19 protein-coding genes are annotated in these 19,746 nt (G+C 62.2%); 6 read left to right on the forward strand and 13 right to left on the reverse strand.

The annotated features are described in order from the left end of the window. Nucleotides 1-301 precede the first annotated feature (301 nt). Together FRZ40_RS36540 and FRZ40_RS36545 are read right to left on the reverse strand one after the other, a co-directional pair. Nucleotides 302-1,120 (reverse strand): flagellin domain-containing protein, encoded by an 819-nt coding sequence (locus FRZ40_RS36540; RefSeq protein ID WP_028364105.1) that lies wholly within the window; start codon nucleotides 1,118-1,120, stop codon nucleotides 302-304. A gap of 203 nt (nucleotides 1,121-1,323) precedes the next feature. Beyond that, nucleotides 1,324-1,578: a hypothetical protein gene (locus FRZ40_RS36545; protein ID WP_147237429.1), complete on the reverse strand. Its 255-nt coding sequence runs from the start codon at nucleotides 1,576-1,578 to the stop codon at nucleotides 1,324-1,326. A gap of 260 nt (nucleotides 1,579-1,838) precedes the next feature. On the opposite strand from FRZ40_RS36545, the gene FRZ40_RS36550 reads away from it, so the two are divergent. Together FRZ40_RS36550 and FRZ40_RS36555 are read left to right on the forward strand one after the other, a co-directional pair. Continuing rightward, nucleotides 1,839-2,417, forward strand: a complete 579-nt coding sequence (locus tag FRZ40_RS36550; protein ID WP_240057447.1) for a TetR/AcrR family transcriptional regulator — start codon at nucleotides 1,839-1,841, stop codon at nucleotides 2,415-2,417. Between the two features lie 96 nt (nucleotides 2,418-2,513). Then, nucleotides 2,514-2,831, forward strand: coding sequence for a hypothetical protein (locus FRZ40_RS36555; protein WP_147237430.1), 318 nt, complete (start codon nucleotides 2,514-2,516; stop codon nucleotides 2,829-2,831). A 5-nt stretch (nucleotides 2,832-2,836) separates the two neighbouring features. Here FRZ40_RS36555 and FRZ40_RS36560 read toward each other — a convergent pair whose 3' ends face one another. Together FRZ40_RS36560 and FRZ40_RS36565 are read right to left on the reverse strand one after the other, a co-directional pair. Beyond that, complete coding sequence (locus FRZ40_RS36560; RefSeq protein WP_147237431.1) at nucleotides 2,837-3,970, reverse strand: formylglycine-generating enzyme family protein; 1,134 nt, start codon at nucleotides 3,968-3,970, stop codon at nucleotides 2,837-2,839. A gap of 53 nt (nucleotides 3,971-4,023) precedes the next feature. Continuing rightward, a complete protein-coding gene (locus tag FRZ40_RS36565; RefSeq protein ID WP_147237432.1) occupies nucleotides 4,024-6,525 on the reverse strand; it encodes an arylsulfatase in 2,502 nt (833 codons plus the stop codon). A 384-nt stretch (nucleotides 6,526-6,909) separates the two neighbouring features. Between FRZ40_RS36565 and FRZ40_RS36570 the strand changes: the two genes are divergently transcribed. Beyond that, nucleotides 6,910-7,539 carry a glycoside hydrolase family 19 protein gene (locus FRZ40_RS36570; protein ID WP_028364110.1) on the forward strand — a complete coding sequence of 210 codons (630 nt, stop codon included), beginning with the start codon at nucleotides 6,910-6,912 and terminating at the stop codon, nucleotides 7,537-7,539. 27 nt (nucleotides 7,540-7,566) lie between these two features. After that, nucleotides 7,567-8,520, forward strand: a complete 954-nt coding sequence (locus tag FRZ40_RS36575; protein WP_147237433.1) for a hypothetical protein — start codon at nucleotides 7,567-7,569, stop codon at nucleotides 8,518-8,520. A gap of 67 nt (nucleotides 8,521-8,587) precedes the next feature. Here FRZ40_RS36575 and FRZ40_RS36580 read toward each other — a convergent pair whose 3' ends face one another. From FRZ40_RS36580 to FRZ40_RS36600, 5 genes are all read right to left on the reverse strand, one after another. After that, the gene (locus tag FRZ40_RS36580) at nucleotides 8,588-8,884 is read right to left on the reverse strand and encodes a DUF4148 domain-containing protein (RefSeq protein WP_147237434.1); all 297 of its coding nucleotides are present in this window, start codon (nucleotides 8,882-8,884) and stop codon (nucleotides 8,588-8,590) included. 197 nt (nucleotides 8,885-9,081) lie between these two features. Next, on the reverse strand, nucleotides 9,082-10,497 hold the full coding sequence (locus tag FRZ40_RS36585) for an MFS transporter (protein ID WP_147237435.1): 1,416 nt from the start codon (nucleotides 10,495-10,497) through the stop codon (nucleotides 9,082-9,084). 27 nt (nucleotides 10,498-10,524) lie between these two features. Then, complete coding sequence (locus FRZ40_RS36590) at nucleotides 10,525-11,160, reverse strand: SRPBCC family protein (RefSeq protein ID WP_147237436.1); 636 nt, start codon at nucleotides 11,158-11,160, stop codon at nucleotides 10,525-10,527. 120 nt (nucleotides 11,161-11,280) lie between these two features. Continuing rightward, nucleotides 11,281-12,738, reverse strand: a complete 1,458-nt coding sequence (locus tag FRZ40_RS36595; protein ID WP_147237437.1) for a UbiD family decarboxylase — start codon at nucleotides 12,736-12,738, stop codon at nucleotides 11,281-11,283. 157 nt (nucleotides 12,739-12,895) lie between these two features. After that, the gene (locus FRZ40_RS36600) at nucleotides 12,896-13,333 is read right to left on the reverse strand and encodes a PaaI family thioesterase (protein ID WP_028364115.1); all 438 of its coding nucleotides are present in this window, start codon (nucleotides 13,331-13,333) and stop codon (nucleotides 12,896-12,898) included. 421 nt (nucleotides 13,334-13,754) lie between these two features. Between FRZ40_RS36600 and FRZ40_RS36605 the strand changes: the two genes are divergently transcribed. Together FRZ40_RS36605 and FRZ40_RS36610 are read left to right on the forward strand one after the other, a co-directional pair. Then, nucleotides 13,755-14,720, forward strand: coding sequence for a LysR substrate-binding domain-containing protein (locus FRZ40_RS36605; protein ID WP_147237438.1), 966 nt, complete (start codon nucleotides 13,755-13,757; stop codon nucleotides 14,718-14,720). A gap of 4 nt (nucleotides 14,721-14,724) precedes the next feature. Beyond that, complete coding sequence (locus FRZ40_RS36610; protein ID WP_147237439.1) at nucleotides 14,725-16,356, forward strand: class I adenylate-forming enzyme family protein; 1,632 nt, start codon at nucleotides 14,725-14,727, stop codon at nucleotides 16,354-16,356. 21 nt (nucleotides 16,357-16,377) lie between these two features. Here the strand turns inward: FRZ40_RS36610 and FRZ40_RS36615 are convergent, their stop codons facing one another. Genes FRZ40_RS36615 through FRZ40_RS36630 form a run of 4 tightly spaced genes read right to left on the reverse strand, consistent with a single transcriptional unit; the run spans nucleotide 16,378 to nucleotide 19,746 of the window. Continuing rightward, the gene (locus FRZ40_RS36615; RefSeq protein WP_147237440.1) at nucleotides 16,378-17,409 is read right to left on the reverse strand and encodes an XdhC family protein; all 1,032 of its coding nucleotides are present in this window, start codon (nucleotides 17,407-17,409) and stop codon (nucleotides 16,378-16,380) included. A 23-nt stretch (nucleotides 17,410-17,432) separates the two neighbouring features. Then, nucleotides 17,433-17,810: a RidA family protein gene (locus tag FRZ40_RS36620; RefSeq protein WP_147237441.1), complete on the reverse strand. Its 378-nt coding sequence runs from the start codon at nucleotides 17,808-17,810 to the stop codon at nucleotides 17,433-17,435. Nucleotides 17,811-17,812: 2 nt separating this feature from the next. Beyond that, nucleotides 17,813-19,192, reverse strand: coding sequence for an MFS transporter (locus tag FRZ40_RS36625; protein WP_035540976.1), 1,380 nt, complete (start codon nucleotides 19,190-19,192; stop codon nucleotides 17,813-17,815). Nucleotides 19,193-19,248: 56 nt separating this feature from the next. Next, nucleotides 19,249-19,746, reverse strand: a complete 498-nt coding sequence (locus FRZ40_RS36630) for a (2Fe-2S)-binding protein (protein ID WP_147237442.1) — start codon at nucleotides 19,744-19,746, stop codon at nucleotides 19,249-19,251.

Raw genomic sequence — 19,746 nt, forward strand, 5'->3', positions numbered from 1 at the left:
GGTGCGTTGCAAAATAAACCACGTTCTGCCCGATCGCGACACGGCGGACGCCTGATGGGCGCGCCACGCCACTGATCTGTCCGTACGCTTTATCGTTCCGGCTAAAAAACCTCGGCCGCTCAGGGCCTCGACCGGGGTAAACCGTCCCGACTCCGCGGCTTACGAGGACGCTTGAGGATTGTCGGGAACGGTGTGCACAGTGTTGCTGAAAGCCTGTTAGCCCCTTCACTGGCGAGCACAACCAAGGGGCCGCGACGCTACGGGAGCGCCGCAGCCATATGCTCGAACGAGCGGACAGCGATTACTGCAGGAGCTTCAGAACCTGTTGCGGCATCGAGTTCGCTTGCGCGAGCACCGAAATACCGGCTTGCTGCAAAACCTGAGCCTTCGACAGGTTCGCCGTTTCCGTCGCGAAGTCTGCGTCGGTGATCTGCGAACGGGCTGCGCTCATGTTCGTCGCTTGCGTGTTCGTCGTCGAGATTGCAGCCTGGAACGTGTTCTGCGTTGCGCCGAGCGTTGCCTGGAACGTGTTCACGCTCGTCAGAACCGTGTCGATCGTGCTCATTGCTGCCTGAGCGCCCGAAGCCGTCGAAACCGACACGCCGTTCACGCCGAGGCTCGTCGCATCCCACTTCTGCGAGCCGAAGTTAGCCGTGATCTGCTGGCCGTTGAACGCGCCGATCTGGAAGTTGACGGAACCGATGCCGTTGAGCACTTGCGCGCCGTTGAACGTCGTTTGTTGCGCAACACGCGTGATTTCCCCGAGACGCGTCGACACTTCCGACTGGAGGTTTGCCAGCGCGTTCGAGTCGAGCGAGCCGTCGCCTGCTTCCACTGCCAGCTGGCGGATCCGCTGCAGGTTGTCGACGACCGATTGCAGCGCGCCGTTCGTGGTTTGCACCATCGAAATGCCGTTGTTCGCGTTGGCAGCGCCTTGCGTCAGCGCGTTGATCGACGCCGTTTGCGTCGTCGAGATTGCGAGACCTGCCGCGTCGTCGGCAGCGGTGTTCACGCGCTTGCCCGACGAAAGACGGTTGATTGCCTGCGAGAGTGCGCTTTGCGAACCAGACAGGTTGTTTTGTGCGGTCAGCGAAGCGATGTTGGTGTTGATGTTCAGCATTTCTTTCCCCAATTCGAATTGCCGTCAGTCGACGGCGGCAAGCGGTGCCATCCAGAGGCTCATGATGCCTGCTTCAAGGATTACGGCTGCAAACGCCAGAGCTTTACTGGTCACTGACGTTTTATTTCCGCAGCCGGAATCAAAGAATTGGGGTGCGACACTCGCCGTGAGCGCGCATCGATCGGGGAAGAAAAAGGGATCGGTCAGCTCGAATGTTTCGTCGATGACGATGCTTTGGACACTGCCCCACTCTGCACGAGCCGCGCGTCCTCCTGCTTCACAGCGCCGACGAATTTCCAGCCGTCCGGCAGCTTCACGAGTGTGTAGCCCGTAGGCGTATCGACGAAAACGGTGTACATGGGCGAGTCAGCCCTTGCTTGCGAAACCGCTTGCGCATGCGACAGCAACGGCGCGGCCAGCAGCGCCGCAGCGAAAAGTGACGAGGAAACCAGCTTCATTGCACACTCCTTGAGATGTTGAACCGCTCCATCAACGCATCCGGTCGATGTCGCGAGATTTATGTGGTGACTGTTACAGATATCGAATCACGAGCAAAGGATGACGTCCGTAATTTTGTTATGATCGACATAGAATTCGGTTTTCGTGGATCTTGGACAATCGCTCACCGGGAGGGGACATGGAGCCAGCCAACGTCGGCGAAGCCAAAGGACGCGGCAGACCGAGGGCATTCGATCGCACCGTGGCGCTCAGGCGCGCAATGGACCTGTTCTGGGAAAAGGGCTTCGACATGTGCTCGATGTCGGATCTCGTCGATGCCATGGGCGTCAATTCGCCCAGCATCTATGCGGCGTTCGGCAACAAGGAAAGCCTGTATCGCGAGGCAATCGAGCTATACCTGCGCGCCGAAGGCGGCGCGGCGCTCAGGATGTTCGACTCGTCCCCGACTCTGCGCGAAAGCCTCGAAACCATGTTCGAGACAAGCATCGACCTTTTCACAAGCGGGCAGCGTTCTCGTGGATGCATGATTTTTCTCGGCGGCGCGGGTATCGGCACGGAGCACGTCGAGTTGAGAGACTTTCTTCAGGCGTTGCGGCTAAAGGTGGCGCGCACCATCGAAAAACGCTTGAAAAAAGCCATCGAACAAGGCGAACTCGTACATGATGCGAACACCGGGGCGCTTGCCACATTGTGCATGTCGGTTTTCTGCGGCTTGTCGGTCCAGGCTGCCGACGGCGCCAGCAAGCGCAAGTTGCACGCGGGCGTTACGCAGTTGCTGTCGATGATTCCTTTTCGCTCTTCGTCTGATCGAGCCGGAACGCTGCGCCGGAACTTGTAAGTGTTGAAATGCGCAGTTACCAACTGCATAAGTTATTTCATCAACGTCTGCTTAAGATGATCTCCATGCCCCGTCAAACGGGAAAGGGAGAATCTCATGAAACGCGCAGCGCTTGTCTTGTTGTTAATCGGTAGTTTGTCGGTGGCCCAGCAGGCGTCTGCACACGGTCGCGGTGGCTGGGGACATGGTCACGGCGGCGGCGATGGCGGCGCGATCGTGGGCGCGCTCATCGGAGGCGCAGTGCTCGGTGCGCTCGTGACATCGGTTGCGAATGCCCAGCCCCAGTATGCGCAACCGGTCTATCAGCAACCGGCTTACGCGCAGCAGGTTTATGCGCCGCCCCCGCCGCCAGCCGCTTGCTACGACAGCTATCAAAGGGCCTATGTGCCGTGTCAGGGCGGCTATGGTTACTAATGCCATCAAGTCCGCTTGTGCCCGTCCCATTCCGGCTCGGTCATGACGATGCGAAAGCCGAGGTGGGACATGCTGTTCATCGGATCGGTGCCACGCCGGGCGCTGGTCCGATAGCTTTGGCAATACGTTTCGCTGCAAAGAAACGAACCACCTCTCGTCACGCGTTTCGGCGCGTTCAGCGGAACGCCTGGCTCATCGGGATCATAGCTGTCGGAGGGGCCGGCCGGATCAACGATGGTCTTGCCTGATGCACGCGCCGCAAGCTGCGCAAATGCGTCGGCTCTGTACCAGTCCGCCGTCCACTGCCATACGTTGCCGGCCATGTCGTAAAGGCCATAGCCATTCGCGGGAAACGAGCCCACGGGCATCGTACCGACCGCGACTTTCTCGCTGGTGTGAGGCACCACGGGAAATCGCGTGATGTCGTCGCGCCACACGTTGGCGCGCGGCCCAGCCTGTAGAGGCGGCTCGTCACCCCACACGAAGTCGGCCTGTTCGATGCCGCCGCGCGCCGCATATTCCCACTGCGATTCCGTCGGCAGATGCCCTCCTGCCCACGAGGCATAGGCAAGCGCATCCTGGTGCGACACCTGCACGACCGGGTGCCGCTCCTTCCCCGCGATCGACGAGTCCGGACCCAGCGGATGACGCCAGTCGGCACCGGGCACGAATTGCCACCAGCGGCTAAAGTCCTCCAGCGGCACGGGTTCATCTGTTCCGACGAACACCAGCGCGCCCGGAACCAGCTCGCTATCCGGGGGCTTCGGTGTGCCGGGCGGCAACTGGAGCGCAAGATCGTCCCATCGGGGCACCTGCTCTGCCGTCGTTCTGTAACCGGTTGCCTTCACGAATGCGGCGAATTCGGCATTGGTGACGTCGTACTGGCTCATCCAGAAGCCCGTGAGACCGACGGAGTGCGCCGGACCTTCATTCGGAAGCGCGCGCCTCGACGTGCTGCCCATCAGAAACGTCCCTTCGGGCACCCACGCCATACCGCGAGGACCGTTCTCGCCATCGCCCGTCACGATGCCTGAACGGCGGCTCGCCGAATACGACCAGACACCGGCAGTTGCAATCAGCGCACCCGCCGACATCGCACCCAGCAAGAGTCGTCTTCTGCCAAACGCTTTTCCGTTCATCCGATACCCCGCAATGTCGCCTCGCCAAGCAGTCCTTTCAGCGCGGCACGCAACTACTCTTTCATCAGCATGCGCTGCGCTTCCTTGTTGAGGTCTTCATACTGGGCTTTTTCGACCGTGACGCCGACGCCGAATATCTTCCCTCCCTTGAACTTCGCGGGAGAGGCGTACGCCTGGCTAACGGCATCGCCGCTGTCGTAGCCGACGCACAAGCCGTCTCCGCTCAGCGTGAATTTGCCGGGCTGCGTTCTCATCGGTCCTTGTGCAACGACCTGATCGTCGATATAGAGCTTCGTCGTGCCGATCGACTCACCGTGCTCGCCCTCCTTTTCCCGCGTGAATTCCACGCCGATCGTATGTTTGCCTGGCTTGAGATCCGTCTTCGAAACGAACTCCTGCTCGGGCTTGATACCGAGGAAGTTATAGACGTAATGGACCTTCCTCTCTTTCAGGAACAACGTGTGTCCGCCAAACCGCGAGCCGTGCGCGAACACCACGCCTGACGCGTCCGCATCGGTGATGTCGACGTTCGCCAGGATCCTGTACGAGCGGTTCCGGATGTTGACGGCCACCGCTTCGGGAACAGGCGCGGTGTCGGGATAGTAGATGTACCGTTCATGCGGCGGCTCGTCGCTCGGACGTTCGAGCCCGAGAAGTTCCAGGGCCGATCGATCGTCGAGCGGCAGAACATGATTCTTGTCGGCTTCGTCGAACCATGCCTGAACGAGCGCCCTGAGTTTGTCAGGATATTGCTTCGACAGATCTTTCGATTCGGCACGGTCGACGTCCACGTGATAGAGCTCCCACGCATCCTGATCGAACTTGCCTCGCCCCGTCAATGGCGCGTGAACGGAGGCGACTTTCCATCCGTCCTCCCAGAGCCCGCGCGTGCCGAGCATCTCGTAGTATTGACGGCGCTTCCTGGTTGGGTCATTCGGCTTCGAATCGAACGTGTAGCGCATCGACACGCCGCTCAGCGGATATTGCTCGACTCCGCGATACATCTTCGGCATCTCGAGTCCCGCGATCTCCAGAATTGTCGGAACGATATCCGTCGAGTGATGATATTGATTGCGGATTTCGCCGCGCGCCTTGATTCCCTTTGGCCACGAAATCACTAACGGATCGGCGGTTCCACCTGCGAATTGCGAGTACCGCTTGAACATCTGGAACGGAGTTGAGAACGCGACAGCCCATCCGGTCGGGTAGTGCTCGTATGTGTTCGGTCCGCCCAGTTCTCCGATGTGGCTCATATTCTCCGCGATCGTATCGGGGAAGCCATTGAAGAATTTGTTTTCGTTCACCGATCCGTTGGGGCCGCCCTCTCCCGATGCACCGTTGTCAGCCGCATAGAAGATGACCGTGTTATCGAGCTGCCCGGTTTGCTGCAGGTAATCGATCAGCCGTCCGATCTGTGCGTCGGTGTATTCGGAAAAGCCTGCATACACTTCCGCGAGCCGTGAAAACAGCTTCTTCTCATCAGGGCTGAGCGTATCCCACGGGCGCACGTTGTCGAGCGGATTCGCAATATCCTTTGGAAGCGGGTTCAAAGGCGTCAATTGCGTGCCTTTAGGCAGAATGCCCCTGGCGACCATGCGCTGGAGCACCCATGAGCGATACGCTTCATACCCGTCGTCGAATTTGCCCTTGTATTTGTCGATGTATTCCTGAGGCGCCTGGTGCGGCGCATGGTTCGCGCCCGGGTTGAACCACATGAACCAGGGCCGCGACGGGTTCGTCGCCTTCTGGTCGCGCAGCATTTCGATCGCGTGATCGACGAGATCCTTCGACAGGTGATAACCCTGTTCCGGTCCATAAGACTGATCGACGAAACGGTTGTCTTCGACGAGATCGGGATACCACTGATTCGTTTCGCCGCCGATGAATCCGTAGTACCGGTCGAATCCTTTCTGGAGCGGCCACTGCTTGCGCGTGGCGCCCGATGCGACATCCTGCTCGGCGACATTATGATTCTTGCCTACCCAGAACGTGCTCCATCCCGCGTCCTGCAAGATCTGTCCAATCGTGGCCGACTGTTCGGGAAGTCGTCCTGTCGATCCGGGGAAGCCACTGGCCGACTCCGTGATGGACGCCATACCGTTCAGGTGGTGATTGCGTCCCGTCAGAATGGTCGAACGCGACGGGGAGCAAAGTGCGGGAGTATGCCACTGGGTGTAAGTCAGGCCGTTTGCCGCAAGCCGGTCCAGCGTCGGCATGTTGATGCGTCCGCCGTAAGGCGACCACGCCGCGAGGCCCGTGTCGTCGTAAAGAATGAACAGGAAGTTGGGCGCACCTTGCGGCGCCTTTTGGGGCGTAAATGGCGTCCAGTCGGACTTCGAATTGCGGACATCGAGATTGATGACGCCATGAAACCCAGGCACATACTGCGGATTGGGGCGCGGCTGAGGGGGATTTGCAAGAACCGTTCCGACCGATGACGAAGTGGTCGCGGCTGAATCAGCGGGCGATGTGCCTTGCGCGCCGGTGTCGAAAGAGATGCCAAGAAAGAGCGCAAGTACGCCGGACATCACGGCCAACGCAAGTTTGAACCGCATTTCGTACCCCCACGCCTCAAGACGATTCGCTGCTCCCTTGCCAGGCCCGTATAGCGGACGACGTTTGACCTGGTCGCTTCACTATTGGATGCACGCCGGTAAAAATCAATTGGCCTTTAGACCAATGTCGAACATCCCGTCTTACGTTGCCGATCGCACAGATCGAAAGATCTTCATGGTTAGCCGATACGCAGAATCGCCATCCTCGTTTTTACATTACGACAGCCGCAGATTCGTTTAACCCAATAGAGATGACCGCACTGGTCTGTCGTCGAAACAGTCTCGCATTCAGTTGAGCGGCTTGAAACGATCCGCGTGCTGAACGTTTGCCCTCTGCGGCACTCACTCGCGCGAGCCACGTGCTCGATATGTAACGGAGGAGTTATGTTAGACGCCGATTCCCTCAAGCGTGTCTTCCCGCGCTGCAAAGCGCCTGATGCATGGGCCAACAGCCTGAATGCGGCGCTGCCGAAGTTCGGCATCAATACGCCCGATCGCATCGCCAGCTTTCTTGCGCAGACGGGCTACGAGTCCGGGCAATTCAACAACCTCGAAGAGAACCTCAACTACAGCGCCGCCGCGCTTATGAGGGCCTGGCCAAAACGGTTTCCGAATGAAGCGGCGACGACGCCCTATATCAACAATCCCAGAAAGCTGGCGGATTTCGTCTACGCCAACCGGATGGGCAATGGCAATGAGCAAAGCGACGACGGTTATGTCTTTCGCGGACGAGGCCTCATCCAGCTGACGGGACGCAGCAACTATGCGGCGGCTGCAAAAGCGATCGACGAGAAACTTCTCGCACAACCGGATCTGCTCGTGCAACCCGAGTTTGCCTGTTCGACCGCTGCATGGTATTGGCAAAGCCGCGGGCTTAACGAGTTGGCGGATGATCGCACGGACGACAACGACCTTGAAGACTTCGCAGAAATCACCCATCGCATCAACGGTGGCACCATCGGTATCAAGGACAGGTTCGCGCTGTACAAGCAGGTTATCGCCGTGATTCATTGATTCGCTGCGGATCGCGTGCAGCGATCATTGCGCAGCGGCATAGAGAAACCTGCAACGCCATTGGAGGGTTTCAGCATGCGCGTAGATCAGAAGGAACGCACGGACGATCCGCCCAAACGCTTCTACGACGTCTTCCTGTCCTATCGTTTCCGCGACCGCGACAAAGTGGATGGGCTCCAGAAGAAAATCGAGTCGCACGGCTTCACGACGTTTCGCGACACAGATCTTGTCGAACTGGACGACCGAGCCAACGTCACTCAGGAAAAGGTAGAGATCATCCGAAGAAATCTCTCCCGAGCCACTTGCCTGATCTTTGCTTACTCGCGTGCCGCCGCAAACGATGACAACTCGCTTGGCGTATGGATGCCCTGGGAACTCGGCTTTTTCGATGGCAGCATTTCGTCGCGAATCGGTGTCTATCTGTTCGACGAAAAACCGGACCCATTCGATGCGCGCACGTTCTTCAAAAACGCGGAATACCTGCAGCTTTATGAAGTGCTAACGGACACCAGCCTGCTCGAGTTTCTGGCTCGCAACGCGGTACGGGAACGCCGCATCGACAATGTCGAAAGCGGCTTCCTGTGGTTGCAGCATCTCTATGAAGAAAGTTTGACGAACCCGACCAACGTCGCGTTAGGCGTCGGCGAATGGTATGCGGATCACGCGTCGCGATTCTGGCGTGAGAACGGCAATGAAGCGCTGGCAGCCTGCTTCGCGGAATTAAAAGTCAAACTCGACGATCTGCGGGTGAGCTGGACGCCGCAGCTTCGATTGCGCATGTTCGACGCGTTGCTGTCGGGATCACCCGATGTGAACACCATCGCGACGAGAGAGACAGCAGCGAAGGTCGGGAATGTGCAAAACGCCAACCCAATGCTCGTCGACTGGTTCGGCATGTGGCAGGCAGCAATGAAGCCGTTTCAAGTGGGCACTGACGCGCCGGATAGCGTGCGCAATCCGCTAACCGCCGTTCCACGATGACAGACAAACGAATTCCTCGCCGCTGGTGTCACACGCCCGCGGCTTTGCCACTCGTCGCGAACCACGCTTACTGCGAATCATCGCCCTGATAGAACTTCCGCCCTGAGCCGGAACTGACCGAAGTCGCGGCGACACCGCCATAGGCATCGCTCGCCTTGAGCGCATCGAGACGTTTCTGCGCGGCCTGGATGTTCTCGGGATACGCAGTCGAATCCGATGTCGACGGGTTATAACCCGCATTCTCGATTTCAATGATTTGCTGACGGACCTCTGCACGGGTGAGCGGTGCAGTTGACTGCGCGTACGCGGCAAGCGGTAACAACAACGCTGCTGAAAGCGCCGCAGCATTCGCAATGAATTTCATGGTGGCCTCCGATAGGGCTTTAGCGTAAACCCCATCTTACCCCCAGAAACGGATGCCACGCGCCACACGCGACGCATCGGCGAAGCGCAACTCGTTACAGTCGATGACAGACCCGTTGCCGCGTCTCACGCTCAGTCCATGCTCGCTGTTTCGTCATGCTCCTTGCAGGTCGACATGTTGAGAAAGCGGACCGTTGCCTAAGGCGCAATTTCTTCCAGACTTCGCTCGCGCGTCTCCGTCATCTTCGTCGCGCAGAGCGCGCCGACCACGGCGACCAACGCGAACATCACGAACACGGAAGCGATGCCATGCTTGTGCAGCAGCAAACCGGCAAGCGATGGCCCAACGGCCGATGCCAGCCGCAACCACGACGTCGCGAGCCCGGTGCTGGTCGCACGCATCCGGGTCGGATAGACCTCGGGCGTGTAGAGATAAAGCACGGCCGCAATCGAGCCCACGAGTCCATAACTCAACGTGCCGAGCACCATTGCGCTCCATACGTCATGCGCGCCGAACAGCCCGAGGCACGCAAACAGCACGGCTGCGAGACAGAAGGCCGCCACGGTCCAGTTCCGGCGCCCGACGCGATCGATCACATACGCGCAGACGAGCAGCAACGCGACCTGCGCGACGTTCGTCATCGATGCGGCCCGCAGTGCCGTCTGCAACGGCAGGTGATAAAGCGAGCGGTACAGCGTGGGCAGCCAGTTGTTCAGACTGTTCGCAATGAAGAATGCACTCGCCCAGAGCACCCACACGACGAGCGTCCGTCCGCGATAGAACGGCGACAGCAGTTCGCGCCAGCCTGCTCGCGCATTCACGCCGGCGTTGTCGGGCTGCTTTCTTTGACTGGGCGCGATGCGGCGATCGGTGCTCGCTTCCATCGCCTTGACGACGGTCTCGGCTTCGTCGAGACGCCCTTTCGAAATCAGCCAGCGCGGCGACTCTGGCAAACGTGCAACCAGCAGCGCGATGATCAAACCCGGCACTGCGCCGATCCAGAACATGATCTTCCAGCCGATGAGAGGAACGAGCCACGCGCCAACCTGCCCCGTCGCCATCAATCCAACGGGGAAGATCAGCTCGTACAGCAGAAAGTATTTGCCGCGCCCGTGCGCGTTCGACAGCTCGCTGATGTACGTTGCCGCCACGGGCATCTCGCCGCCTACGCCAATGCCCTGCACGAAGCGGCACACGAGCAGCAACGCGAAGCTGCCGCTCATCGCGCAGCCCATGCTCATCACGGACATGATCGCGATGGAGATGGTCGCGCTGCGGATGCGCCCGTGCCGCTCCGCATACCAGCCGAAGATCAGCGCGCCGACGAATTGCCCGATGTAGCTCGCCCCGATCAGCACGCCGATTTCGAGCGGCCCGATATGCCACAGACCGATCAGCACGGGCAGCACGAATGCGATCGACAGCGCATCGAACGCGTCGAAGAACGTCGCGCTGCCGATGATGATGCGCGCCTTCGTATGCCATCGCGAGAACGGCACACTCTCGATCCGCCGGATCAACGCCGCTTTCGCCGCGTCTGCCGTCGTATGAACGGCCGCATTCTGCGCGGCTTCTTCTCTCACCGCGCGATGCAGCGCATTGCTTTCTTGCATTGTCGTCTCCTCTCCCCGTCGTTCTGATCAATGCAATGCGTACACGGCGGCCAGCGCGATGACGGCTACGAGGCCCAACGCCCAGATCAGGGTCTTGCTGCTCGTGCCTTGGACGCTTTGTTCCCGCGCATGCTGCTTGACGCCGGACGGGGCATGGACGGTCGTGCCATCCGATGCAGCATCGGCTGCCGCCGCTGCCCCGTCGTCCGATACCTGTGCCTGCCGTCCGACGACGGCCTCCGTAAACCGGCCAAAGAAGTCTTCGGCCATCTTGCGCGCGACCCCGTCGATCAGCCGCGCGCCGACCTGGGCGAGACGGCCGCCGACCTGCGCGTGCGACCGGTACACGAGACGCGTGCCGCCGCTATCCGCCAGCAGGTCGACGTGCGCCCCGCCCTTGCCGAATCCCGCCGCGCCGCCCGATCCTTCGAAGGTCATCGAATACGATTGCGGCGGCTGCAGATCGGTCAGCATCATCCTGCCCTTGAAGCGCGCCTTGATCGGGCCCACCGTCGCCGCCATCACCATCTGAAACTGGTTATCGTCGACGCGTTCGAACGACTCGCAGCCCGGCACCGAGGCCTTGAGAATCTCCGGGTCGTTCAACGCCGCCCATACGCGTTCGCGCGGCAGCGGCAGAATCTGTTCGCCTGTCAGTTCCATATGCAGTTCTCCTTGTAGGCCGCCATCGAAAGCGCGCAACCCGGCGCGCCGCTCATGACGGCGGCCTGCATGATCGGTATGTGGCGCATCGCGCGCCGCTTCATGCCGCGTCGCGCGGCGTCAGCCCAGAATGTGTTGCCATTTCGCGCGCGTCTTTTCCTGCAGTTCCTTGCTGGCTTCCGCGACCTGCGGAAACTCGTGCAGAAAATCGAACGGACGACACGCGTCGATGATCGCCTTCGAGTTGAACGGCGCCTTGTACGGGTTCGCAATCGACATCGGATCGTTCTTCGAACCCATCCCGCGCCTGACGATGTCGATATCGATGTCGGGGTCCGTGCGGGTGGCGACGGCCCACATCACTTCCTGCAGATTCGACGGATCGATGTCCTCGTCGACCACGATCGAATAACGCGACATATAAGCGCCGACGCCGCACTGACTGAGAATGTGTCCCGCCTGGCGCGCGTGCCCCGCGTAGCGCTGACGGATCGCCACGACGTTGAACATGCGCGCGCCGCCGATTTCATGAGCCCACACGCCGGCGACATCCGGCACGCCCGCCGCCTGCAATGCATCGACGAGCAGCGCCGAGCGCATCACCGCCTTCGAATACGAATAGTCGTTGGGCGGCTTCGCGGGCGGGCTGCCCATGATGATCGGGTTGTTGCGGTAGTAGATGCGCTCGATGGTCACGACGGGCGCGGTCTCCGCCTTGCCCGGGTAATAGCCGTGAAACTCGCCGAACGGTCCTTCTATCCTGACGTCGCCGGGATGCGCGTAGCCCTCGATCACGATCTCGGACGCGCACGGAAACGGCAGATCCGTCAACTGCCCCTTCACCACGGAAACCGGCTGCTTCAGGATCGCGCCGATGTAGTTGTACTCGCACATGCCGAACGGCACTTCGATCCCCGAGATTAGATAGCCGAGCGGATCGCAGCCGATCACGATCGCCACCGGGAACGGCTTGCCCGCCTTCATGTGCTTGTCGTACTGGATGGCGCCATGCTTGCCGGGGATCATGTCGAGGCCGACGTGGTTCCTGTCGTGAATCATCACGCGATAGGTGCCGACGTTGATCCAGTCGGAGTCGAGGTCCTTCGTCACCACCATGCAGCCCGTGCCGATGTAGCGTCCGCCGTCCTTCTCGTGCCACAGCGGTGCAGGAAACGAGAAGAGATCGACGTCGGCGCCGGACTGGATGTTGTCGAACACGGGGCCGCCCGCAACCGTCACGGGCGCGTATTCGGGCGCGTGCGCCTGCCACTGCTTCGGCTTGCCGCGCAGCGTCTCCACGAGTGCGCGATGGTCCGCCTGATGGCCGACGCGCAGGATCGAGGAAAGGCGCGCCGGGCTCGCGGTGCTGCATGTCAGCACGCGATGTCCGCTGGGATAGCCGGGAATATCGTCGAACAGCAGCGCGGCGGGACGCGCCTTCTTCACGTTCAGCTCGCTGATGGCGCCCAGTTCCAGATTCCAGTCGGCGCCCGATACATCGGTCAGTTCATCGAGCGCGCGGGCCTCGTCCAGCCATGCGCGCAGATCCAGCGAGTGGGTATTCGAACTCTGTGTCACGTCCTGTGTCTCCTGTCGAGCAGCGTCTTGCTCCGATTCCATACAAGGTGGTTGTTCTCGTGCTGCAACATTGAAGCAATGCCACATGCCGTGCAAACGACCATCGTTCATGTCACGGATGAGAACGATTCATGCGCTGCCCACGCGCTACCGCCCGTCAGTCGAGTTCGCCGCCGCGTGCGCCCGACGGTTCGCGCCGCCCATATCCGCCCGCGTACTTGAACGTGCCTTGCGCGGTGGCGATCAGCGTTTTCGAATCGATCCACGCTTCGCCGCGCGCAAAGAATATCGAGCGGCCCTTGCGTTCGAGAAAGCCCTTGCCGATCAGCGTCGTGCCGACGCCCTTGTCGAGGAAATTCAGCGTCAGCGACAGCGTCACGCCGTGAATCGGCCGCTGCGGATCGGCGCTATACAGGCCCGCGTATCCGCACGCAGCGTCGAGCAACGTGGCGACCACGCCGCCCTGCAGCACGCGCTGGCGATTCAGCAGTTCGGGCTGCAGGTCGAGGCAGAACTCCGCGTAGCCTTCGCGCCAGTCGGTACGCGTCATGCCGAGGCTGGCAAGAAACGGGTTTTCCAGTACATCGATGTCCATCGTTCGTTTCCCTCTCTGCGATCAGCGGCTCATTGCGCGTATCGCTTCTTGTTGTCCTTGCAGTGCCGACGTGGCTTCGCACGAGCGCAGAGCTGACCATTGCCTTGCCGTTGAACACGCGATGTTCCGGGTTTGTAACAATTGATTCATGTGCGCCGATGGAGGACGCTTCGTTCGACCGCACCAAGAGTGCCCGAGCGCTTTCGGCACGCGCAAACTAACTTTTCTCATGTCCGGCATGAAAAAGTTTCATTGTCGCGAGGGGTCGTAACGGGTCGATCATCCGTGCATCCGGCGGGGTTCGGCCTGGGCCGCCGTGTGACCTCATGCGGGCCCTGCGTCGCCGCGCGGAGCGTCGGAGCGCGTAGAGGAAACCCGCTACAATCCGTCACCAGGTGACTTGCATTGCGCTGACATCTAGATGAGACCCTACATACCCTCTCTGCAGAGCTTGCTTGCGTTCGAGGCGGCATCGCGACATCTCAGCTTCACCCGTGCGGCACAGGAGCTCGAGCTGACGCAAACGGCGATCAGCCATCAGATCAAGACGCTCGAAGAACGCCTCGAGATCAAGCTGTTCGTGCGACGCCGCAACGTCCTCACCTTGACGCCAGCGGCACGCGAGTATCTGGATTCCGTGCACGAGGCGATCAATCTGCTGTCGCTGGCCACTGCGCATGCACGCAAGAAAAAGCCGAGCACGGTTCTCACGGTCACCTGCCTGCCCACCTACGCGGTCAAATGCCTGATCCCCGCGTTGCCTGAATTCCAGCGCGCGTATCCCGACATCACGGTGCACGTCGCCACCAGTTCCACGTTCAACGAGTTCGACCGCAACAGCTACGACGTCGCCATCCGTTATGGCTCGGGGCGCTGGGCATCGGCGCGCTCGGACCGTCTGCACGGCGAGGAGTTCTTCCCCGTGTGCTCGCCCGCCGTGCTCGAAGAAGCGGGCAAGTTCGGCTCGGTCGCGGAAGGTCTCGCACGCATGCGGCAGATTCGCACGTACTTCTATTCGATGTATCAGGACGACTGGCCCGCGTGGCTCGAAGCCGCCGTGCGCGAACCCGTCGAATTCGCGGGCGAGTCGGTGTTCCATCTGCAACTGACATCGCTCGCTGCGGCGCTCGACGGTGTCGGCATCGCGATCGGCCGCACGCCGCTCGTCGACGGCGATCTCGCCAGCGGCAAGCTCGTGGCGCCGTTCGATGTGCGCGTGCCGTCCAGTTCCGCGTATTTCGTCTCGTCGCCGAACGACAAGGCGCGTACGAAGAAGGTCGAACTGTTCCGCGAATGGGCGCTCGCGCGCCTCGGCGAAACCGCTGCCGCCGACGGCACAGCAGCGCCACGCCGCGTCACGGCGCCGTCGGTGCCGGAGCCTTGCTGAGTTCATGTCGAGCGCCCGAGACCCCGTAGCCGAGCCCATCTGGCGCACCGCTGCCGACCTGATCGAGCAGCATCGGCGGGAAACGCCTGACAAGCCTGCCATCGTGGATGTCGACCGGCGTATCAATCTGAGCTTCGAACAGCTTGCCCGTTCCGTCGACGCCATCGCCCGGCAATTCGCGCGCCGCGGCATCACCCGGGGCGCGCGTATCGTGCTCGCCGATTGCGATGCGCCCGACAAGCTGCTGCTGTGGCTCGGCGCATGGCGTCTGGGCGCGATCGTGTGTCCGCTCGACGTGCTGTTCATCGGCGACGAGACGGCTCGAACGCTGCTCGACACGATCCAGCCGACGCTCGTCGTGATGCCCGAAGACGCAGCCGATACCACCGTAGCGAGCGCGAATGCGCCCGTCGTGCGCTTCGTTTCATGGGCGTCGGGAGACAGCGCGAACGCGCAGCCGGGCAAGGACATCATTGCCCTCGCCGCACACGCTGACGATGCGGCACAAGCCGGCGACACACGGCCGCTGCCCGACGCCGCGACGATCTCCAACCCCGGCGATATCGCTTCGATGTGCTGCACATCGGGCACGACGGGTATTCCGAAGATCGTCGTGTACGATCACGCGTGCTACTGGCTCAACGGACTCGACAGCATCGATCTGCTCGGCCTGACCCGCGACGACCGCACGCTCGAATACCGTTCGTTCGACTGGTATTCGGCGCAGATACTCAGCTTCATTCCGTTCCTGCAGCTGGGTTCGACACTGTGCATCGCGCGCCGCTTTTCGCGCAGCCGCTTCGGCGACTGGATTCGCGACCACAGGATCACCGTGAGCGCCGGCGTGCCGACGGTGCTCAACATGCTGCTCGAACCGCCCCTCGAGGTGCCCGCCGGCACGTTTGCCTCGCTGCGCGCGATGACCTGCAGCACAGCGCCGCTCTCGCCCGCTCAATGGCAGCGGTTCGAGCAGCGGTACGGCATCCGCATCCTCAATCTGTACGGTTCGTCGGAAGCGGGATGGATGTGCGGCAACCGCCTGCATCGCCGCGAGATCGGCACGGTCGGTTATCCCGCCGCGCACATCGCGTTCGATATCGTCGACTCCGAAGGCGCGTCCTGCGCCCCCGATGTCAAAGGCCAGGTGGTGGTCGACGGCGCCAAGCTCGCGCTCGGCGTGCTGCAACGCGACGGCTCGCTGCTGCCTATCCGCGGCACGCCGCTCTTCACGCGCGATATCGCCGCACGCGACGCCCAGGGCTTCGTGCGGATGGCGGCACGCATGGACGATCTCATCATTCGCGGCGGCGTGAAGATCGTCCCGCAGGAAATCGAGGAGATCGTGCGCGCGCATCCGCAGGTGCTGGACGTCGCGGCACTGGGCGTGCCGGACCCCGTGTACGGACAGGAAACCGTATGTTTCGTGGTGCCGCAGCCGGGCGCTACGCCGGACGAAGCCGCGCTGCTCGCGCATTGCCGCGAATACCTCGCGCGCGAGAAGATGCCGCGTGCGGTCTTCATGATTCAGGCGCTGCCGCGCAGCGCGCGCGGCAAGATCCTGCGGGACGCGCTGCGTCAGCAGTGGTGGCAGATCGTCAATGCGCGGCGCGACATGTCGGAACCGGAGTGCGAGTAGACGCGCTCCCGCTGTCGCGATCTAGCGGGTCAAAGCCGCCGCGCACACCGCGCCCGGTTCCTGCTCGCGTTTTCCCTGCGCCACATCCAGCGCGTGCGGCAACCTCACGCCATTCTTCGCAGCCGTCATTTCCGCTGCGATCGACACGGCGATTTCCGGCGGCGTCCTGCTGCCGATATAGATGCCCGCGGGGCCATGCAGCCGCGCGAGCTGCCGGTCGTCCAGATCGAACAGTCTGAGCCGCTCGCGCCGCGCGTCGCTGTTGCGCCGCGAGCCGATGGCCGCGACATAGAACGCGTCGGTCTGCAGCGCGTCGATCAGCGCGAGATCGTCGAGTTTCGGGTCGTGGGTCAGTGCAACGACGGCGCTGTGTCCGTCGAGGCACATGTCCAGCACCGTATCGTCGGGCATCGTCCGCACGAGGTGCACGCCCGGCATCGGCCACGCATCGGCGTATTCGTCGCGCGGGTCGCATACGGTCACCTGATAACCAAGCCCGTTCGCAATTCCCGCCAGGAAGCGCGACAGGTCGCCTGCACCGATGATCAGCAGCCGATAGCGCGGCCCGTGCACGCTCACCAGCGTCTTGCCGTCGAAGCGCAACTGCTCGTCCGGCGATGCCCGCCGCAGCCGCGCGCGGCCGCTTGCCAGATCGAGTTCGCGCGCGATCAGATTGCCGTCCGCGATCTGATCGCAGAGTTCGCTCATGGCCGTCAACGACGCATCGCCTGCCAGCGGTTCGATCACGAGCTGCATCGTGCCGCCGCATGGCAGACCGAAACGCCGCGCTTCCTCGGCGCTGACGCCGTAGGTCGCGACTTCGGGGCGTTCGCCCGCAAGAAGCTGCGCGCGGGCGCGCGCCATCAGATCGTCTTCGATGCAGCCACCGGAGACCGAGCCGTTCACCACGCCGTCGTCGCGCATGGCGAGCAGCGCACCGACGGGACGCGGGCTCGAGCCCCATGTGCGCGTCACGGTCACCAGCGCGACACGGCGTCCCGCCTTCAGCCAGCCGACGGCATGATGCAGCACGGTCACGTCGATGCTGTCCATAGCCTCCTCCTGAAGCTGCCGGTTCAGGCAGCGCGGTGCGCCACCATTTGCAGCTCGACGAGAAAGCCATGATGCAGTTCCGGCACGGGCACGACCGCGCGCGCCGGCTTGTGCGCGCCAAAGTGCTCCGCGTACAGACGGTTGAATTCCGGCCAGTTCTTCACGTCGACGATATAAGCGGTGCACTGCACGACGTCCGTCAGTTCGCACCCTGCTTCGGCAAGCACGCTGGTGCAGTGCGCGAGCGTCGCGCGTACCTGGCGTTCGAAATTGTCGGGGCCGTCGGTAGCGACGCCCGGTCCGGGCAGCATGCCCGACACGAACGTGAAGCCGCCTGCCTGCACGGCCTGCGTATAGTGACCGCCCGGCGACGGCGCTTTTTCGGTGAAGATGAAGTTCATGATCAGACCTGTTCGGGTAAGGGTTTGCCGCGCGTTTCCGGAAGAAACGGCACGAGTGCGAGACCGACGAGATAGATGAAGCCGACCGTGACGGCTGCATGACCGTAGCCGCCGAAGCGGGCGATCAGCGTACCGGCGACGAGCGGCCCAGTCCACGCCAGAAAGCGCGGAACATTGAAACACAGCGCGATCGCTGTGCCGCGCACGCGCGTGGGATAGAGCTCGGGCAGCCACGTCGGCATCCATGTGTACTGGCCGAGACTGAAGAAGCCCGACACGCACGCGACGGCGAGCAGCAACGCGACATCGTGCGTCCATATGAACAGCACAGGCGTGATGATGAACGCCACCGCGAAGAACAGCGCGGTGACGCGCTTGCGGCCGTAAGCGTCGGCGAGAAAGCCGAGGCCGATATAACCGGCGATCGCGCCGACGTTGTACGCCATGCCCGCAAAGCTCGCCCATTGCGCCGCATGCAGGCCCGCGCGCGCCGCGACTGCGCCGATGTACGGCGGCACCCACGTCGAAATGCCCCACCAGCCGAGCGTCGTGCTGAGCGACATCAGCACCGCGATCCACGTACGGCGGCGCAGCTTCGGATCGGCGAGCAGATCGGTGAGCGTGAAACGCGCCAGCGCCTGTTCGCCGTCGTCGAGCACCGCGCCCGCCTTTTTGCGTTCGCGCGTCGCCTTGCGCTGCGCGTTCACGCGCTCCCACTGCTCCGATTCGGGGATGCCCGCGCGCATCCACAACGTCGCGAGGCCGGGCAGCACGCCGATCAGATACATGTAGCGCCACGCGTGGTCGCCCATTCCGCTCACGAAGAGCCAGATCAGCGACGCCACGAAGAAGCCCGTGCCGAGCCCGCATTGCATGAGGCCCGCGCCTTTGCCGCGATGACGGTCGGGCCAGATTTCGGCTGTCATGGCCGTGCCTGTCGCCCACTCGGAACCCATCGCGAGTCCGACGACGAAGCGCAGCGCCGCAAACGACGCCCAGTCCCACGACAACGCGCTCAGGCCCGTGGTGAGCGAATACGCCAGAATGGCGAGCATCATCATGCGCTTGCGTCCGACGTAGTCGGTCAGGATGCCGCCGATCAGCCCGCCGATGCCCCAGCCCAGCAGCGTCAGCGCGATCACGAGCCCTGCGTAGAACGGAATCTGCGCGTGCGCGGACGGCGCCAGCAGTTGCCCGAGCGCGACGCCCACGGTCAGAACGAGCGCATAGGTCTCGTAGCCGTCGAAGAACCAGCCGAGATTGGATGCGGCCAGCGCGCTCCACTGCTTGCGGCTGATCGAGCGATACCACACGACGTCTTCACCGGCGCTGCGTGACTGCGCATGCACGGCGCCGGACCTCTCCTCCAGAGGTTGCTGCATCGACCGTCTCCTTGTTGTCGCGCGCCCATGTTCCGGCGCGCGTGCCGCCGGGAATTTTACGCGGGCACGGCGCCCTCCGACCGGCGCATCTGTGCCGCGAGCTTCACGGCCTCGATGATTTCGGGGTACGCCGCGCAACGGCACAGGTTACCCGACAGAAAATGCCGGATCTCGGCTTCCGTCGGATCGGGGTTGCGGTCGAGCAACTGGCGGCTCATCAGGATGAAACCCGATGTGCAGAAGCCGCACTGGAACGCGCCGCATTCGATAAAGGCCCGCTGCACGACATCGAGTTCGCCGTTCGCGTCGAGATGCTCGACCGTGGTGACTTCGCCGCCGTCGGCCATCGCCGCGAGGTACAGGCAGCCCGACACGCTCTCGCCGTTGACGATCACCGTGCAGCAGCCGCACAGGCCCTGGCCGCAGCTTTCGCGCGCGCCGTACAGCGCGAACTGCTGGCGCAGCACTTCCAGAATCGTCTGATGCGGCTCGATTGCGGCGCTCACCCGTTCGCCGTTCAGCGTGAAATGAATCGTGATGGACGTGGTGCTCAT

The sequence above is a fragment of the Paraburkholderia azotifigens genome, assembly GCF_007995085.1.
Lineage (GTDB): Bacteria > Pseudomonadota > Gammaproteobacteria > Burkholderiales > Burkholderiaceae > Paraburkholderia > Paraburkholderia azotifigens.

Bases quoted from the DNA above. Each gene is read 5' to 3' on its own strand.
- FRZ40_RS36540 (WP_028364105.1), bottom strand. From the start codon at position 1,120: ATGCTGAACATCAACACCAACATCGCTTCGCTGACCGCACAAAACAAC.
- FRZ40_RS36545 (WP_147237429.1), bottom strand. From the start codon at position 1,578: ATGAAGCTGGTTTCCTCGTCACTTTTCGCTGCGGCGCTGCTGGCCGCG.
- FRZ40_RS36550 (WP_240057447.1), top strand. From the start codon at position 1,839: ATGGACCTGTTCTGGGAAAAGGGCTTCGACATGTGCTCGATGTCGGAT.
- FRZ40_RS36555 (WP_147237430.1), top strand. From the start codon at position 2,514: ATGAAACGCGCAGCGCTTGTCTTGTTGTTAATCGGTAGTTTGTCGGTG.
- FRZ40_RS36560 (WP_147237431.1), bottom strand. From the start codon at position 3,970: ATGAACGGAAAAGCGTTTGGCAGAAGACGACTCTTGCTGGGTGCGATG.
- FRZ40_RS36565 (WP_147237432.1), bottom strand. From the start codon at position 6,525: ATGCGGTTCAAACTTGCGTTGGCCGTGATGTCCGGCGTACTTGCGCTC.
- FRZ40_RS36570 (WP_028364110.1), top strand. From the start codon at position 6,910: ATGTTAGACGCCGATTCCCTCAAGCGTGTCTTCCCGCGCTGCAAAGCG.
- FRZ40_RS36580 (WP_147237434.1), bottom strand. From the start codon at position 8,884: ATGAAATTCATTGCGAATGCTGCGGCGCTTTCAGCAGCGTTGTTGTTA.
- FRZ40_RS36585 (WP_147237435.1), bottom strand. From the start codon at position 10,497: ATGCAAGAAAGCAATGCGCTGCATCGCGCGGTGAGAGAAGAAGCCGCG.
- FRZ40_RS36590 (WP_147237436.1), bottom strand. From the start codon at position 11,160: ATGGAACTGACAGGCGAACAGATTCTGCCGCTGCCGCGCGAACGCGTA.
- FRZ40_RS36600 (WP_028364115.1), bottom strand. From the start codon at position 13,333: ATGGACATCGATGTACTGGAAAACCCGTTTCTTGCCAGCCTCGGCATG.
- FRZ40_RS36605 (WP_147237438.1), top strand. From the start codon at position 13,755: ATGAGACCCTACATACCCTCTCTGCAGAGCTTGCTTGCGTTCGAGGCG.
- FRZ40_RS36610 (WP_147237439.1), top strand. From the start codon at position 14,725: ATGTCGAGCGCCCGAGACCCCGTAGCCGAGCCCATCTGGCGCACCGCT.
- FRZ40_RS36615 (WP_147237440.1), bottom strand. From the start codon at position 17,409: ATGGACAGCATCGACGTGACCGTGCTGCATCATGCCGTCGGCTGGCTG.
- FRZ40_RS36620 (WP_147237441.1), bottom strand. From the start codon at position 17,810: ATGAACTTCATCTTCACCGAAAAAGCGCCGTCGCCGGGCGGTCACTAT.
- FRZ40_RS36625 (WP_035540976.1), bottom strand. From the start codon at position 19,192: ATGCAGCAACCTCTGGAGGAGAGGTCCGGCGCCGTGCATGCGCAGTCA.
- FRZ40_RS36630 (WP_147237442.1), bottom strand. From the start codon at position 19,746: ATGAGCACCACGTCCATCACGATTCATTTCACGCTGAACGGCGAACGG.